This is a genomic window from Pseudomonas sp. NPDC096925 (assembly GCF_044762545.1).
Taxonomy (GTDB): Bacteria; Pseudomonadota; Gammaproteobacteria; order Pseudomonadales; family Pseudomonadaceae; genus Aquipseudomonas.
Map to the genome: position 1 here is coordinate 442,870 of NZ_JBIWEM010000003.1, position 15,635 is coordinate 458,504.

A 15,635-nucleotide genomic window follows, 5' to 3' on the forward strand; every position below is an offset into this window, starting at 1 on the left:
AGGTTGCAATGAAACGCCTGTACTCCCTGCTGCTCAGCCTGGCCTTGGCAGGCCAGGCCAGTTGGGCCGAGGACCTGATGGACAATGCCGACCTCGCACCCGGCAACGACCTCGGCGAACCGGTGATCATCCGCCTGCTGCCGGCCGGTGCCGGCCAGGCTGCGGTGATCGGGCAGCAAGGCTCGGGCAACCGCGCCGCCATCGACCAGAACGGCCAGGCCCTGCTGGGCCGCATCGTCCAGGCCGGTGGTGCACAGGAAGCGTACATCCTGCAGGAAGGCAGTGACCTGATGGCCATCATCAGCCAACAGGGAAATGGCAACAGCGCGTCGATCCGCCAGAGCGGCAGCAGCAACAGCGCAGCCATCGAGCAGATCGGCAACGACAACAGCGCCAGCATCGTGCAGTCCGGCACAGGCCTCAACAGCTCCGTGACCCAGGCCGGCAGTGGCCAGCATGTTCAGATCACCCAATACCGATAGACCTGGAGGCACCACCATGTACAAGCTCGCTCCGTTAAGTGCCGCTATCGTCCTGGCCCTTGCAGGTCAGGCCATGGCTGCTGACAGTACCTCGTCCCAGACCCAGGACGGCAAGGAAAACATCGCCGAAGTCAGCCAGACCCTGGCACCCTACGCCTCGGCCACCCAGACCCAGACCGGCAAGGGCCACAACCACATGGCGGTGCAGGCCGAAAGCACCAGCGATATCCGGCAGAGCGCCACCGGCCAGTACAACGCCGGCTACGCCGAGCAACTGTTCGAGAACGGCAGCCATATCACCCAGCACGCCGGCGGCAGCTACAACGATGCCTTCGCCAGCCAGTCGCTGGGCCTGGGCAACGAATCGCTGCAAACCCAGCAAGGCGCCGAGAACACCTCGACCGTGTGGCAGGACAGCCAGGAAGGCAGCAAGGCCACCACCTGGCAATCCGGCCAGCGTAACGAAGCCTTCATCGAGCAGACCTTTGGTGGCAGCAACAACCGCAGCAGCATCAACCAGACCGGCCAGGACAACTATGCCGCCGCAGAGCACCTGAACCACGTCGATGGCGATATCCAGATCTACCAGGATGGCCAGGGCAACTGGGCGTATGGCGACCAGCGTGACGGCACCGGCGGCACCATCGGCATTGGCCAGTACGGTGGCGGCAACTCGGTGGAAGTGTGGCAGGACACCCAGACCGGCAGCCAGGCATTCGTGACCCAGTCCGGCCAGATGAACGAAGGCTATATCGACCAGAGCTTCGGCATGAACAACAAGGTCAGCCTGTCACAACAGGGCACGGCCAACGCCAGCTGGTCGGACCAGTTCGAGACCAACAACTCGACCACTACCATCACCCAGACCGGTAGCAACAACCTGCATTTCACCTACCAGAACGGTGAAAACCTCAATTTGACCATCAACACCAAGGGCAATGGCAACAGCATCACCGCCAGCAACTGGAAAGGCGCCAAGATGGGCGGCCAGTTCGGTACCAACCACAACGCCACCATCAACCAGGACGGCAATGGCAACGGCGTCAACCTGACCCAGAACGGTGACAACCAGCTGGCCACGCTGACCCAGAAAGGCACCGGCAACCAGATGGAGACCAAACAGTCCGAGATGAACAACGAGCTGTACTTCGAGCAGAACGGCACTGACAACCTCCTGATCGCCGACCAGCGTGGCACCGACAACTATGCCTACGGCAACAGCCAGGGCAAGGACAACGTCATCAACCTGGACCAGTCCGGCTACAGCAACCAGAGCTACACCAACCAGCTGTACGGTAGCGGCAACGAAGCCACCATCAAGCAGGCTGACAGCTACAACATGGCCTATGTGACCCAGGGAGGCCAGGGCAACAAAGCGTACGTCGACCAGAGCGGTGTCAACCAGACCGCAACCATCAGCCAGCTGGGCAGCACGAACCTGGCCACTGTGACCCAGCAGTAGATCGCTCCCCCCTTGAACCGCGGTGCTCCTCTCCCTGGTGCCGCGGTTCCTTTTTATTCTCGTCAGAACTTCCTTTTCTTTGCCGGCCTGTTCGCGGGCACGCCCGCTCCCACAGGTACTCCACTGCCGTCAAAGCCTGTGCAAACCTGGTGGGCGCGGGCGTGCCCGCGAATTAGGCCAAGCCTGCCAAGGGCATTACAATGGACCCCACCCAACCCGATACAAAGCCCATGATCCAGTCCGACCTCGACCTGTTCGGCCCCCAGCCGCAACGCCTGGCCAGCCACACCGTGCTGCTGCCCGGCTTCGCCCTGACCGATATCGAGGCGCTGCTCGACGCCCTGCGTCCGGTGCTGCGTGCCGCGCCGTTCCGGCACATGCACACCCCGGGCGGCCTGCGCATGGCGGTCGGCCTGACCAACTGCGGCACCCTGGGTTGGGTCAGTGATGAACACGGCTACCGCTACAGCCCCTGCGACCCGCTCAGCGGCAAACCGTGGCCTGCCCTGCCCCCAGTGTTGCTCGACCTGGCCGCCCGCGCCGCGGCCATGGCCGGGTTCGACGATTTCGTGCCGGACGCCTGCCTGGTCAACCATTACCTGCCGGGTACCCGCCTGAGCCTGCACCAGGACCGCGACGAGCAGGACTTCGGCCAGCCGATCGTGTCCGTGTCGCTGGGGCTTCCGGCGGTGTTCCTGTTCGGTGGCCTGCAGCGCGTCGACAAGACCCGGCGCATCCCGCTGAGCCATGGCGATGTGTTGGTCTGGGGTGGCGAAGACCGCTTGCGCTTTCACGGCGTGCTGCCGATCAAGCCTGGCGTGCATCCGCGCCTGGGCGAGCGGCGGATCAACCTGACCTTGCGCAAGGCCGGTGGCTGAATCGGCCCCGCGCTCCGTCACCCGGCGCAAACAGGATGAACGCACATGAAACACGTTGAACATCTTGGCCAGGCAAGCTTCAAACGATAAGCCACGCCCTCTTCAGCCTGGAGCCCAGCATGCCCTGCAAGCCCTGTTCCCCGACCCTACACAGCGGAGCCGCGCGCCTATGAAAATGCCCTGCCGCGCACCCAATGCCTCGCTGCAACTCGATTACGTACGCGACACCCTGTTCGGCCCGGTGGCGCAGAGCGTGGTGTGCCAATGCCAGCTCGCCGCCCTCAACCTGCAAGGCCGGCCGGGGCTGCGCCTGCACATCTGCCCGCCGTTGCCTGACAAGGTTGACCGTGCCCACAGCGTGGCCTTTGTCTGGGACGGGCGCAGCTACCACGGTGTGGTCCGCGACCAGGGAAAATGCGGTGATGGCGGCCTGAACCTGCTGCTGGAGCTGCAGTGAGGCGATCGGCGAGTGTGCCTGAGCATGGGCAGTGCCGCACAACTGGCGGATAGATGCGCCCGGCCAGCCTGTGGGCTGAGCAGGGCGCGGTGGGCGTGCTCAGGCAATCGCCTTGAGCGGCGCCGGGTGGCTGTCACGCAGCGCGTGCAGCTGCCCGACCAGGTTGACCAGGTCACGGCAACTGTTGAGGCTTTGCAGCGGAACCCCGCTCAGGGTCACGCCCTCATCGAGACTCTGGCCCTGACCCAGGCGGATGGTCAGGTTGGCGCCGTCCGGGCAGCTGACTTCACAACGGTCGGGCAGGCAGGCCTGCTCGATCATCTGCCGCATTTCTAGCATCGAAACTCCTATCAACGACATGGTACGACCCTCTCTGTGGGATGGCCTGTTGTGTGAGTACGCCTTTGTCAGGCGAGGCGCCAATTGATATTGCGCATGCCCGGGCAGGCGTCCATGCGCCGGGGCAATGATCGTGCGGGGAATCCTCTAGCACCTTAGTGGAAGATCGCTTGCGCAGGCGGAGGGTTCGAACGCAATGGCAGACTTAACGACGAGCGGTCCCGGCAGGCCCCAGCGATGCCCACAGGTGCTGGGCCGCATAGGCCCGCCACGGTCGCCAGGCCAGGGCTCTTTGCGCCAGTTGGGCGTCATCGCCTTCGAGCAAGCGCAACGCCTTGACCAGCGCCACGTCGCCCAGCGGCAAGGCATCGGCCGCGCCGGCCTGGCGCAGCGCCAGGTAGTGCGCGCTCCAGGGGCCGATACCCTTGAGTTGGCACAGGTTGCGTAGCAATTCGTCCAGCACCTGCCCGCTGCGTAGCAGCCCCGGTTCGGCCAGCAAGGCACTGGCCAGCGTGCCCAAGGTGGCAGCGCGCGCCCGCGGCATGCCCATGCCGTCGAACTGCGCAGTTGCCAATACCGGCAGCGCCGGGAACACATGGCTCAGGCCCGGTGCGGACCGGCGCAGGGCCACGCCGTGGCGTTGCACCAGGCGGCCGGCCAGGGTCATTGCCCCGGCCACACTGACCTGCTGGCCCAGCACAGTGCGCATGGCCTGCTCACAGGCGTCCCAGCCTTGTGGCACGCGCAGGCCTGGGCGCTGCTGTATCAGGCAGGCCATCAGTGGATCGCGGGACAGTTCGGCATTGATGCGAGCGGGGTCGGCATCGAGGTCGAAGACCCGCCTCAGCCTGGCGACAAGGCCGGGTAGCGCAAGCGCCGGGACGCCTTCAAGGCGGACCCGCAGGTGCTGGCTGCCCGAAGGTGTCGCGTGCAGCACGGCGTGGCGGCCGGCAACCACCAGGGTACGCCGGTAGGTGCCATCGAAGCAGGTCTCGATGCCGGGGATGCAGCGTGCAGCAAGGAAGGCCAGGGTCGAGGGCCAGTGGTAAGGAGCACGGTAGCGCAGCCACAGGGTGTGGTGGCCGGGGGTGGGCAATGATCGGCGCACGGCGTGCAAAGGAGTTAGCTTGGGCATGGCTTCATCATGCCAGCAAATCTAATGCCTGTGCCGGCCCTGTCGCCGGCAAGCCAGCTCTCATGGAACTGCACATGACTCATTGAATTGGCAGGGCCCCTGTGGGAGCGGCTTTAGCCGCGAACACCGGCGCAGCCGGTGCCATGCACCGCGTTGGATTCTTCGCGGCTGAAGCCGCTCGCACAGGGTACGAGGATCGCTTGCAAATTCGGTTATCTGTGCGACAGGGCCGGACAAGCCATTCAATCAACCAGGGTCAATGCGCCGCACCGTCCCGCGCATCCTGCATCTGCCCGAACCGCCCGGCATGGAAGTCGTCGAACGACTCGGCAATCTCTGCCTGGCTGTTCATCACGAACGGGCCATAACCCACGATCGGCTCGTCGATCGGCTCACCGCTGAGCAGCAGCAGGCTGGCACCTTCCAGCGCTTCGACGGCAACGTCCTCACCGCTCCGGTCAAGCAGCACCAGGCTGGATGGGCCGGCTTCGCGCTCGCCGTTGATCCGCACATTGCCGCGCAACACCACCAGCGCCGCATTGCGCCCGGCGGCCACCGGCAACTGCAAGGCTGCACCGGCATTCAGGCGCAGGTCCCAGACATCCATGGCGGTAAAGGTCCGCGCCGGCCCAGAGTGGCCACGATAGTCACCTGCAATCACCCGCAGGCTACCGCCCTCGCCGTCCAGCGCCACCACCGGGATGTCCTCGGCCAGCAGCGTCTGGTAGCCAGCCGCTGCGCGCTTGTCCCGCGCCGGCAGGTTGACCCACAGCTGTACCATCTCCAGCGTACCGCCACTGCGGGCAAAACCCGGGGAATGGAACTCTTCATGGATGATGCCGTTGGCAGCCGTCATCCACTGCACGTCACCGGGGCCGATCAAGCCACCGGCGCCGGTGGAGTCACGGTGCTCCAGCTCGCCCTGGTAAACGATGGTCACGGTCTCGAAGCCGCGGTGCGGATGCTGGCCAACGCCGCGCCGCGCACTGGTGGGGGTGAAGTCATGAGGGCCGGCATAGTCCAGCAGCAGGAACGGACTGATCTTGCTGGCCAGGTTGTCGTAGGTGAACAGGCTGCGCACCGGGAAGCCATCACCTACCCAGTGGGCATGAGGACTGCGGTGAACACCCAGAATCGTTTTCATGAGAAGGCTCCTCTCTTGGTTGAGACAACCTTATCAATGACGCCAATCAGGCGGTAGCTGGCTGGATTGGCATTCATCGTTCCACCAATGGAACAATTAGCCTTGCAAGAAACCGAGCACCTGTTCGGCAGCCGTGGCCGGGTCTTCCTGCATGAAGCAGTGCCCGCCGGCAACCTGCTGTGCGGTCACGTTGTGGTTGAGCGCCGCCAGGCGGTTCACCGAATGGGGCACGAAGGGGTAGGTGTGCTCGCCATACAGCACCCGCGTGGGCGTGCGGATCGCCGTAAGGCTTGCCCACATGCGCTTGGGGAACGAACTGAAGATTTCCACTTCGCGGCTGGGCCGGCACTTGAGCACCACCGCTTCGCCACAGTCGCCAATGGCATGCTCGATGTAGGCCCGCAGCGCCGCATCGGTCCAACCCTTGAAGATCCCCCGCCCTTGCAGCGAAGCCAGGGCTGCCTCGCGGTCAGGCCAGTGGCTGCGACGGCTGGCGGCCTTGCGCGCCAGGGCATGACGCTGGTGCAAGCCGACCAGGGCTGCAACCCCCATTACACCCAGCATGCGCCGGCTGAACAGTACCGGGTCAAGCAGCACCGCACGCCTGAACAGTTGCGGTTCACTGGCCAGGATCAGGCCGGTCAGTACGCCACCGAAGCTGTGGCCCACGGCAAAGCGCGGCACGTCGCCATACTCGCCTCGTCCGGCTTCGAAAGCGTCCACTGCCAACGCAGCGGTACGGTTCCAGCCACGAAACACCCCGCCATGGTCACTGTCACCATGGCCCTGGACATCGCTGAGCCACAGGTCGAAATGCTCGCCCAGGCGCATCAGCAACGGTTGGTAGGCCAGGCAGCAGAAGCCGTTGCCGTGCAGAAAGTGCAGCAGCGGCCTGCCACTGGCCGGGGTTCGCCAACCACGCAGGGTGAAGCCTTCGGCGCATTCGTGGGACCAGGGAATCAACTGCATCGGCTTACTGTACTCGCAGGTCAGGAAAACGCCGATTCTACAAACAGCAGCGGGTACAGTGAAATCACCAGCAACAAGGCCATCAGGACATTGAACAGCATCAGCCAGCGCGGGTTCTGCAACAGGTTGCGCAGGGCACTGCCGAACATCACCCACACCCCCACGCTGGGCAGGTTGACCAAGGCGAACAAGGCGGCAATGACAATAACGTTGGTTACATAGCCTTGCGCCGGCGTGTAGGTGGTGATTGCCCCCACTGCCATCACCCAGGCCTTGGGGTTTACCCACTGGAATGCCGCCGCCCCCCAGAAGCCCAGCGGTTTGCGGGCACTGGACGAGGCTGTGCCGACCGGCCCGGAGGTGGCGATCTTCCAGGCCAGGTACAACAGGTAGGTGGCGCCGGTGTAGCGCAGAACCGTGTACAGTGGCGGCCAGGCCTTGAACACCTCGCCCAGGCCCAGGCCAACAGCCAGCACCATCACCATGAACCCGACGCTGATACCCATGGCATGGGGGATCGAGCGGCGCACGCCGAAGTTCACCCCCGAAGCCAGCAGCATGGTGTTGTTGGGGCCAGGCGTGATGGAAGATACAAAGGCAAACAGCACGAAGGCGGTCAGCAGGTCGGCAGAGGCAAGCATGGCAGGCATTCCACATTCTTTATGGGTCCTGTCACACTAATGGAGTCGCCCTCCTCTGCGACCGGTACAGTTCTACTAAATTATGTAGATACACATCGCTGTACCGCTACCACCAGACCAAGGAAGCCGTCACCATGAGTCTCACCATTCGCCCTGCCGTACGCGCCGATGCCGAGCAGATCCTGGCCTTCATTACCGAGCTGGCCGAGTACGAACGCGCCCGCCACGAGGTGATCGCGAGCGTTGCCGATATCGAATACAGCCTGTTTGGCGAGGGCAGCACCGTGCACAGCCTGATTTGCGAACGCGATGGCCGGGCAATCGGCTTTGCTGTGTATTTCTATAGCTACTCGACCTGGCTAGGTCGCAACGGCATCTACCTGGAAGACCTGTACATCACCCCTGAGCAACGCGGCGACGGCGCCGGGCGACAGTTGCTGCAACACATTGCCCGCGAGGCAGTGGCGAATAATTGCGGGCGGCTGGAATGGAGCGTGCTGGACTGGAACGAACCGGCGATCGGCTTCTACCAGAAGCTGGGGGCCGAGGCGCAGGATGAGTGGGTGCGCTACCGGCTGGATGGGGACAAGCTGGCGGCGTTTGCCCGGGGATAACCGGGGGCGCTTGCGTCCGGTTTCCGGTCAAGCCCGCTCTCCTGGAACTGCGCATCACTCGGCAGGGGCACTGTGGGAGCGGCTTCAGCCGCGAACACCGGCGCAGCCGGTGCCATGCACCGCGTTGGATTCTTCGCGGCTGAAGCCGCTCCCACAGGATGCCCGGAGCCCCCGCAAACTCAATTCTGGCAATTGACGCCAGCCCCGCCCCATGCTCTCCTTATGCCTCGCGTTCAGGTGCCCCCCATGGGGGTGAAACGGGAAACCGGTGCGTCGCAGGCCCTCCAGCAGGGCCGGACAAGGCCGGTGCTGCCCCCGCAACGGTAAGCGAGCGAAGCGTCTTTGCCACTGTGCCCGGTCACCCGGCATGGGAAGGTGACGCCTTCCAGGAGCCTGGCTCCTCCTCGCAAGCCCGGAGACCGGCCTGGCGTTCATGAACACCCCGCGGTGGGCGGGCGCTGTTGCATTCCCCTGGGCCGCCACGCTCGGGGCTGCCGCGCTTGCCCATTGCCCACAAAAAGCAGAGGAACGCGTCATGCCCGTCACCAGCGCCAAGCAACATAGCATCACCACCCCCGTCACCCTCAGCCAGCGTGTCGTCATCGCCGTGGGCGCCAGCCTGCTGGGCCTGTGCCTGGTGTACTTCGCCGGCTTCTCGCACATCGAGGCCGTGCACAACGCCGCCCACGACACCCGCCACAGCGCCGCCTTCCCCTGCCACTGAGTACGCCCGATGATCACACGCATTGCCCGTACCGCGGGCTTCAGCGGGCTACTGGCGGCCTTGCTGCTGACCCTGCTGCAAAGCTTCTGGGTCGCCCCGCTGATTCTTGAGGCAGAAACCTACGAGTCCGCGGCCCCGGCCGCCCAGCACGAACATGCTGGCGAAGTGGCCGCCCATGAACACAGCGCCGAAGCCTGGTCGCCGGAAGACGGCTGGCAGCGGGTACTGTCCACCACCGGCGGCAACCTGGTGGTCGCGGTCGGTTTCGCCCTGATCCTCACCGCCCTTTACAACCTGCGCGAACCAAAGCGTGCCGCCACCGGTGCGTTGTGGGGCCTGGCCGGCTTTGCCGTGTTCTGCCTGGCCCCGACCCTGGGCCTGCCGCCGGAACTGCCAGGTACCGCAGCCGCCGACCTGGGACAACGCCAGGCCTGGTGGGTCGGCACCGCCAGTGCCACTGCGCTGGGCCTGGCCCTGCTGGTGTTCGCCCGCCACTGGTTGCTGAAGGCGCTGGGTGCCGTGTTGCTGGTCATTCCCCATGTAATCGGTGCACCGCAACCCGAGGTGCACGAGAGCCTGGCCCCTGCCGCATTGGAAACCCAGTTCAAAGTGGCCTCCTGGCTGACCAACGCTGCCTTCTGGCTGGCCCTGGGCCTGCTTAGCGCCTGGCTGTTCCGACGCTCCAGCAAGGCCTGATGCCAGCCTTTTACGCCGGCATCGGCTGCCGCCGGGGTTGCCCGGCGGATACGCTGGAAACCCTGCTACGCCAGGCCCTGGACAACCAGGGCCTGGCGTTGGCCGACCTGCATGGCATCGCCAGCATCGGCCTGAAGGCCGACGAAGCCGGCTTGCAGCAGTTGGCCGAACGCCTCGACGTGCCCTTGGTGTTGTACGATACCGCGCAGTTGCAACCCTACGAACACCAACTCAGCCACCGTTCCGCCACAGCCCATACCCACAGCGGCTGCTGGGGCGTGGCCGAGAGTGCGGCGCTGGCCCTGGCAAGTCAGCGGCTTGGCACGGCCAGTTTGCTGCTGACGCGCCAGGTACTGGGCCCGGCCACCCTCGCCCTGGCCTGTTGAACGTTCCCCCTCTTTCTTGCAAGGACTTTCCATGACGGTCTACTTCATCGGCGCCGGCCCCGGCGACCCGGAACTGATCACGGTCAAGGGTCAAAGGCTGATCCGCCAGTGCCCGGTGATCATCTATGCCGGTTCGCTGGTGCCGGCCGCCGTGCTCGAGGGCCACCAGGCCGAGACCGTGATCAACAGTGCCGAACTGCACCTGGAACAGATCATTGCCGCCATGCGCAGCGCGCACGAGCAAGGTCAGGATGTAGCCCGGGTACACAGTGGCGACCCCAGCCTGTACGGCGCCATCGGTGAGCAGATCCGCCACCTGCAGGCGCTGGGCATCGATTACCAGATCATCCCCGGGGTCACCGCCACGGCGGCCAGCGCCGCCCTGCTCGGCTGCGAACTGACCCTGCCGCAGGTCGCGCAGACCGTTATCCTCACCCGCTATGGCGACAGTTCGCCAATGCCGCCCGGCGAACAACTGGGCGACCTGGCGCGCCACGGCAGCACCCTGGCGATTCACCTGGGGGTCAAGCACCTGTCGCGTATCGTCGATGAACTGTTGCCGCACTACGGCGCGCACTGCCCGGTGGCGGTGGTGCATCGCGCCACCTGGCCGGACCAGGACTGGGCACGCGGCACCCTCGGCGATATCGTCGAACGTGTCGCGGCCAAAGACTTCCGGCGCACCGCGCTGATCCTGGTGGGCCACGTACTGGGCGACACACCGTTTGCCGAATCAGCCTTGTACCGCGCGGGGCACGCCCACCTGTATCGCCCTGGCGACCAGGCATTGCCAGCTTCGCCGCGGACGTAGCAGACTCCAGGTTCCCGCCTGCAAACAGGAGTCATGCCCATGCTCGACCTACGCCCCAACTGCGAGTGCTGCGATACCGACCTGCCGGGTGACAGCCCCGACGCGCTGATCTGCTCCTTCGAATGCACCTTCTGCCGTACCTGCGCCGAAACCCGTTTCCAGGGCCGTTGCCCGAACTGCACTGGCCAGTTGGTGGCACGCCCGACACGGGTCGGCCAGGCGCTGGCCAACAACCCCGCCTCGACCCAGCGCGTGAGCAAATCGCACTCCGCCTGCGCTTGACCGACCTCAAAAAACAGACATTGCCGCTTTGGTAGGGTGATGTCTTTCCCCTTTTTTGTAGGACTTTTCAACAACAAGCGCGAGGACTTTCAACACTTCTATACTCGGCATTACCAAATTTCGGGAATGGTCGTATCGTGCAGCGCTTCCGATAACCCCACTTGCAGACGTATTCCTGAGTGATCCAGGAAGCGGACCACACCCCGACAGGAGTTTTCCTCATGACTACCGTGCTGATCGTCGACGACCACCCCATCGTCCGGCTGTCCTTGCGCATGTTGCTCGAACGCGAGCGCTTCCATGTCATCGGCGAGGTCGGCAATGGTAGCGAGGTGGCGCAGGTGGCCCGCGAACTGCGCCCGGACGTGGTCATTCTCGACATCGGCCTGCCCGGCCTGGACGGCATGGAAGTGATCAAGCGCCTGCAATGCCTGGAGCCGGTCCCCAAGATCATGGTACTGACCGGCCAGGCCACCGACCTGTATGTCCGGCGCTGTCTGGATGCCGGTATCGGCGCTTTCGTGACCAAGGAAGAAGACCACGAGGCGTTGCTGTTCGCCCTCAAGGCCCTGGTCAAGGGCTACTCGACCTTCCCGCAGATGTCGGTCAACAGCAACTCGCTGGAAAGCGAGCCGGTGCGCCTGGCCAGCCTGTCCAACCGGGAAATGGAAGTGCTGCGGCGCCTGGCGCGCGGCGAGAGCAACAAGTATATCGGCACCTGCATGAACCTCAGTGCCAAGACCATCAGCACCTACCGGGGCCGCATCATGGAAAAGCTCAAGACCGAATCGCTGGTTGAAATGGTCGACCTGGCCAAGCGCAACGGCATCTGCTGAGCACTTGACGGCGATGAAGCGCCTGCTGGCAAGCGCCCTCCTGGCCATCGGCCTGGCCGGTTCCGGCGCGCTGCTGGCCAACAGCGAACCTCGCCAGTTGCTGGCCCGCTCGGTCAGCGCCGCCGCCCCACTCGCGCTGTCCCACGACGAGCGGCAATGGCTACAGCAACGCCAGCACCTGGTGCTGGGCAGTTCGCGGCCCGACTACCCACCGCTCGAAATCAATATCAGCCAGCGCGACTACGAAGGCCTGAGCGCCGATTACGCAGGCATCATTGCTGAACAGTTGGGCATCCCTATCGAAGTGCGACGCTACGACAGCCGCCACGAAGCCATCGCTGCGCTACGCGAGGGCCGAATCGACCTGCTGGGCAGCTCCAACGCCTTCGAGGCGGCGGATGCCCAGCTCAGCCTCAGTGCGGCCTATGCCGACGACCTGCCGGTCATCGTCACCCGCGAGGGGCACAGCCTGAAAAACACGCCCGACCTTGCCGGCCTGCGCCTGGCCATGGTCGATCATTACCTGCCAGCCAGTAGCGTCCGCACCCTGTACCCCAAGGCGCAATTGAGCCTGTATCGCTCGACCCTGGCCGGGCTGGCCGCGGTCGAACTGGGCGAGGCCGACGCTTACCTGGGCGATGCCATCAGTACCGACTTCGCGATTGGCAAGAGTTACCAGGGCACGCTGAAGATCGACCATTTCTGCCAGGTCGCCCCTGGGGCGTTTGCCTTTGCCCTGGCCAGTGACAACCCGCGCCTGCGCCAACTGGTCGACAAGGCGCTGGCGCGCATCAGCGAAAGCGAACGCCTGAACATCCTGCGCCGCTGGGGCAGCGGCAACACCAGCCTGCTGCTGCAGCGCCACGTCACCGACCTGACCGCAGAAGAAGAAGCCTGGATCGCTGCCAACCCCAGCATCAGCGTACTGGTCAACACATCGCTGGCGCCGCTGACCTTCAACGACGCCCAGCACCACCCCAGTGGCATTACCCTCGACCTGCTCAAGCAGATCTCGCTGCGCACGGGGCTGCATTTCAAGCCGGTCGAAAGCACTTCGGCACAGGCAATGGTCGAGCGTCTGGCACGCGGCGATGCGCAGATGATCGGCGCATTGGGCTACGGTACGGACCGTTCGAAACAACTGCGCTATACCCGCCCCTACCTGGTCAGCCCGCGGGTGCTGGTCACCCGCGGCGACAACGCATCACCGGCGCAGGCCAAGGCGCTGGATGGCCAGCGCATCGCCCTGGTGCGCGGCTCGCCGCAACGGGCCCTGCTGCAACAACGCTACCCGCAGGCCAGGATGGTCGAAGTGGACAACCCGCTCGGCCTGATGGAAGCCGTGGCCAACGGTGCCGCCGACGTCGCCCTGAGCAGCCATATCAATGCCGCCTACTACATCAGCCATGTATTCAAGGACCGCCTGCGCATCGCCAGTGTGCTCGACGACGACCCGGCTGTCGCCGCCTTCGCCGTGGCCGCGGACCAACCCCAGCTGCAGGCAATCCTCGACAAGGCACTACTGAGCATTCCACCCGAAGAGCTGGACCAGCTGGTCAACCGCTGGCGCACCAGTACCCTGGTCAGTGACAGCCTCTGGCGTGACTACCGCACCCTGGCCCTGCAGGTGCTGGTGCTGTCGGCCTTGCTGCTGGCCGGGGTGGTGTTCTGGAACAGCTACCTGCGCAAGCTGATCAACCAGCGCACCGAGGCCCAGCACGCGCTGCAAGCCCAGTTGGCGCTGAGCCGCGGCCTGCTCGAACAACTGCGCCAGGCCAAGGACGACGCCGAACAGGCCAGCCAGACCAAGAGCACCTTCCTGGCCACCATGAGCCATGAAATCCGTACCCCGATGAATGCCGTGATCGGCCTGCTGGAGTTGGCCCTGGAAGACAGCCGCGGCGGCCGTTGCGACACCCAGACCCTGCAGACCGCCCATGACTCGGCCATCGGCCTGCTTGAACTGATTGGCGATATTCTCGACATTTCCCGCATCGAATCCGGGCATATCACCCTGCAGCCGGTGCCCACCAACCTGGTCGAACTGGTACGTGCCACCGTGCGGGTGTTCGAAGGCAATGCAAGGGCCAAAGGCCTGCATTTGCACAGCGAACTGCCGGCTGCGCCGGTCTGGGTGCTGGCTGATCCGCTACGACTCAAGCAGGTTTTGTCCAACCTGATCAGCAACGCCATCAAGTTCACCGATCGCGGCGAAGTCCACGCCAGCCTGCTGCTGCCCACGCCCCCCGACAACGACCACCTGGCAGTGGAACTGAGTGTGCGAGACACCGGCATCGGCATCAGCCCGGCCGACCAGGCCCGGCTGTTCAATACCTTCGTCCAGGCCGACGGCCCTCGAGCACGCCAGGGCGCCGGCCTGGGGCTGGTCATCAGCCGCACCTTGGCCGAGCTGATGGGCGGCAACCTGGGCTTGCAGAGCGTCGAAGGCGTTGGCACCAAGGTGCAGGTCAACCTGCAACTGCCCGCCTGCGCAGCACCGGAGCAGGTGCAACTGCACGCCCCGGTGCTGGAAAGCAGCAGCGGCCCGTTGAACATACTGGTGGTCGACGACTACCCCGCCAACCTGCTGCTGCTGGAGCGGCAACTGCAGACCTTGGGGCACCACGTGACGTTGGCGGAAAACGGCGAAATCGCTCTGGCGCGCTGGCAGGCAGCGCGCTTTGACCTGGTGATCACCGATTGCAGCATGCCGGTCATGGATGGCCATGAACTGACCCGCCGCATCCGCAACCTCGAGGGCGAGCGCGGCCTGGCGGCATGCCGGATTCTCGGCGTCACCGCCAACGCCCAGGCCGAAGAGCGTGCCCGCTGCCTGGCCAGCGGCATGGACGAATGCCTGTTCAAACCGATTGGCTTGCGCACGCTCAAGACCCACCTGCCCCAGGCCCTTGCCCGGCAACAGCCGCCGGCGCGGCCCGGCAGCGGCTTCAACCTGAGCGAATTGCGCCACCTGACCCAGGACGACGAACAACTGATTCGGCATTTGCTGGAACAGCTGTCGCAAAGCATCAGCGAAGACCTGGGCACCTTGCGTGCACTGGCAGCAGACGCCCCCGGCGAGGCGGTGCGCGCACTGGCTCACCGGATCAAGGGTGGGGCAAAGATGCTCAAGGTGCGCACGCTGGTCAAGGATTGCGAAGCCATCGAACAGGCCCACGGCCAAGGCCTGTCGACGGCTGACTTGCGCCTGCAATTACAAGCCAGCCTGGAGGCCTTGCTGGACGAGCTGGGTGATGCGCTCAGTTCAATTGAAGCGTCGAACTGATCTGGCTGATGGCATCCACCACGTGCCGTGAACCCTGCTGGATTTCCATGATCACCGTGCCAGCCTCGTTGGCCAGCGCCACGCCATCACCGGTGCGCTTCAGGCTCGACTGCATGCTGGCTACAGCCAACAGTGACAGGTCGTGGTTCTGCCTCACCACATCGACGATTTCCAGGGTTGCCTTGCTGGTTCGCGCCGCCAGGTTGCGCACCTCGTCGGCCACCACGGCAAAACCGCGGCCGTGCTCGCCGGCGCGGGCCGCCTCGATGGCTGCGTTCAAGGCCAGCAGGTTGGTCTGGTCGGCAATGCCCCGGATGGTCAACACGATCTGCCCGATCACATCCGACTGCTTGCTCACCGCATCGATACTGCGTGCAGCGTCGTCGAGCTCATGGGAAATCTGCTCGATCACCTGCACCGCCTGCTGTACCACCTCGGTGCCCTTGCGCGCACAGGCGTCGGTCTGCACCGAACTGGCATGGGCAGCATCGGC

18 protein-coding genes and 1 riboswitch are annotated in these 15,635 nt (G+C 64.8%); of the genes, 12 read left to right on the top strand and 6 right to left on the bottom strand.

Annotated elements, in window-relative coordinates; translation table 11 throughout:
• Positions 1-8: 8 nt before the first annotated feature.
• The 4 genes from ACIQYU_RS12475 (at position 9) to ACIQYU_RS12490 (ending at position 3,279) form a co-directional block, all read left to right on the top strand.
• The gene (locus tag ACIQYU_RS12475; protein WP_207832617.1) at positions 9-482 is read left to right on the top strand and encodes a curlin; all 474 of its coding nucleotides are present in this window, start codon (positions 9-11) and stop codon (positions 480-482) included.
• A gap of 16 nt (positions 483-498) precedes the next feature.
• On the top strand, positions 499-1,944 hold the full coding sequence (locus tag ACIQYU_RS12480) for a curlin (protein ID WP_207832615.1): 1,446 nt from the start codon (positions 499-501) through the stop codon (positions 1,942-1,944).
• Positions 1,945-2,174: 230 nt separating this feature from the next.
• A complete protein-coding gene (gene alkB, locus ACIQYU_RS12485; protein ID WP_207832612.1) occupies positions 2,175-2,822 on the top strand; it encodes a DNA oxidative demethylase AlkB in 648 nt (215 codons plus the stop codon).
• A 169-nt stretch (positions 2,823-2,991) separates the two neighbouring features.
• Positions 2,992-3,279: a hypothetical protein gene (locus ACIQYU_RS12490; RefSeq protein WP_207832611.1), complete on the top strand. Its 288-nt coding sequence runs from the start codon at positions 2,992-2,994 to the stop codon at positions 3,277-3,279.
• 99 nt (positions 3,280-3,378) lie between these two features.
• Here ACIQYU_RS12490 and ACIQYU_RS12495 read toward each other — a convergent pair whose 3' ends face one another.
• The 5 genes from ACIQYU_RS12495 to ACIQYU_RS12515 all read right to left on the bottom strand — a co-directional run bounded on the left by ACIQYU_RS12495 (position 3,379) and on the right by ACIQYU_RS12515 (position 7,516).
• A complete protein-coding gene (locus ACIQYU_RS12495; RefSeq protein ID WP_063914185.1) occupies positions 3,379-3,639 on the bottom strand; it encodes a DUF1652 domain-containing protein in 261 nt (86 codons plus the stop codon).
• 184 nt (positions 3,640-3,823) lie between these two features.
• The gene (locus tag ACIQYU_RS12500; RefSeq protein ID WP_233687677.1) at positions 3,824-4,753 is read right to left on the bottom strand and encodes a DNA-3-methyladenine glycosylase; all 930 of its coding nucleotides are present in this window, start codon (positions 4,751-4,753) and stop codon (positions 3,824-3,826) included.
• A gap of 256 nt (positions 4,754-5,009) precedes the next feature.
• Positions 5,010-5,897 (bottom strand): pirin family protein, encoded by an 888-nt coding sequence (locus ACIQYU_RS12505; protein ID WP_207832607.1) that lies wholly within the window; start codon positions 5,895-5,897, stop codon positions 5,010-5,012.
• A 96-nt stretch (positions 5,898-5,993) separates the two neighbouring features.
• Positions 5,994-6,866 carry an alpha/beta fold hydrolase gene (locus ACIQYU_RS12510; RefSeq protein ID WP_233687676.1) on the bottom strand — a complete coding sequence of 291 codons (873 nt, stop codon included), beginning with the start codon at positions 6,864-6,866 and terminating at the stop codon, positions 5,994-5,996.
• A gap of 20 nt (positions 6,867-6,886) precedes the next feature.
• A complete protein-coding gene (locus ACIQYU_RS12515; protein ID WP_207832603.1) occupies positions 6,887-7,516 on the bottom strand; it encodes a LysE family translocator in 630 nt (209 codons plus the stop codon).
• A 125-nt stretch (positions 7,517-7,641) separates the two neighbouring features.
• On the opposite strand from ACIQYU_RS12515, the gene ACIQYU_RS12520 reads away from it, so the two are divergent.
• The 8 genes from ACIQYU_RS12520 (at position 7,642) to ACIQYU_RS12555 (ending at position 15,142) form a co-directional block, all read left to right on the top strand.
• The gene (locus ACIQYU_RS12520) at positions 7,642-8,121 is read left to right on the top strand and encodes a GNAT family N-acetyltransferase (protein WP_207832601.1); all 480 of its coding nucleotides are present in this window, start codon (positions 7,642-7,644) and stop codon (positions 8,119-8,121) included.
• 218 nt (positions 8,122-8,339) lie between these two features.
• Positions 8,340-8,564, top strand: a riboswitch (cobalamin riboswitch).
• A 92-nt stretch (positions 8,565-8,656) separates the two neighbouring features.
• Positions 8,657-8,845 (top strand): CbtB domain-containing protein, encoded by a 189-nt coding sequence (locus tag ACIQYU_RS12525; RefSeq protein ID WP_025339304.1) that lies wholly within the window; start codon positions 8,657-8,659, stop codon positions 8,843-8,845.
• Between the two features lie 9 nt (positions 8,846-8,854).
• On the top strand, positions 8,855-9,541 hold the full coding sequence (locus ACIQYU_RS12530; RefSeq protein WP_233687675.1) for a CbtA family protein: 687 nt from the start codon (positions 8,855-8,857) through the stop codon (positions 9,539-9,541).
• The gene (locus tag ACIQYU_RS12535) at positions 9,541-9,927 is read left to right on the top strand and encodes a cobalamin biosynthesis protein (protein ID WP_207832597.1); all 387 of its coding nucleotides are present in this window, start codon (positions 9,541-9,543) and stop codon (positions 9,925-9,927) included. The genes ACIQYU_RS12530 and ACIQYU_RS12535 overlap by 1 nt, the downstream gene beginning before the upstream one ends.
• Positions 9,928-9,958: 31 nt before the next feature.
• Positions 9,959-10,738: a precorrin-4 C(11)-methyltransferase gene (gene cobM, locus ACIQYU_RS12540; RefSeq protein WP_207832595.1), complete on the top strand. Its 780-nt coding sequence runs from the start codon at positions 9,959-9,961 to the stop codon at positions 10,736-10,738.
• Between the two features lie 39 nt (positions 10,739-10,777).
• Positions 10,778-11,020 (top strand): DUF1272 domain-containing protein, encoded by a 243-nt coding sequence (locus ACIQYU_RS12545; RefSeq protein ID WP_013972792.1) that lies wholly within the window; start codon positions 10,778-10,780, stop codon positions 11,018-11,020.
• 221 nt (positions 11,021-11,241) lie between these two features.
• Positions 11,242-11,856 (top strand): response regulator transcription factor, encoded by a 615-nt coding sequence (locus tag ACIQYU_RS12550; RefSeq protein ID WP_233687673.1) that lies wholly within the window; start codon positions 11,242-11,244, stop codon positions 11,854-11,856.
• 13 nt (positions 11,857-11,869) lie between these two features.
• Complete coding sequence (locus ACIQYU_RS12555; protein ID WP_402800116.1) at positions 11,870-15,142, top strand: transporter substrate-binding domain-containing protein; 3,273 nt, start codon at positions 11,870-11,872, stop codon at positions 15,140-15,142.
• Here the strand turns inward: ACIQYU_RS12555 and ACIQYU_RS12560 are convergent.
• Complete coding sequence (locus tag ACIQYU_RS12560) at positions 15,117-15,611, bottom strand: methyl-accepting chemotaxis protein (protein ID WP_402800378.1); 495 nt, start codon at positions 15,609-15,611, stop codon at positions 15,117-15,119. The two genes, ACIQYU_RS12555 and ACIQYU_RS12560, sit on opposite strands and share 26 nt — an antisense overlap.
• Between the last annotated feature and the right edge of the window lie 24 nt (positions 15,612-15,635).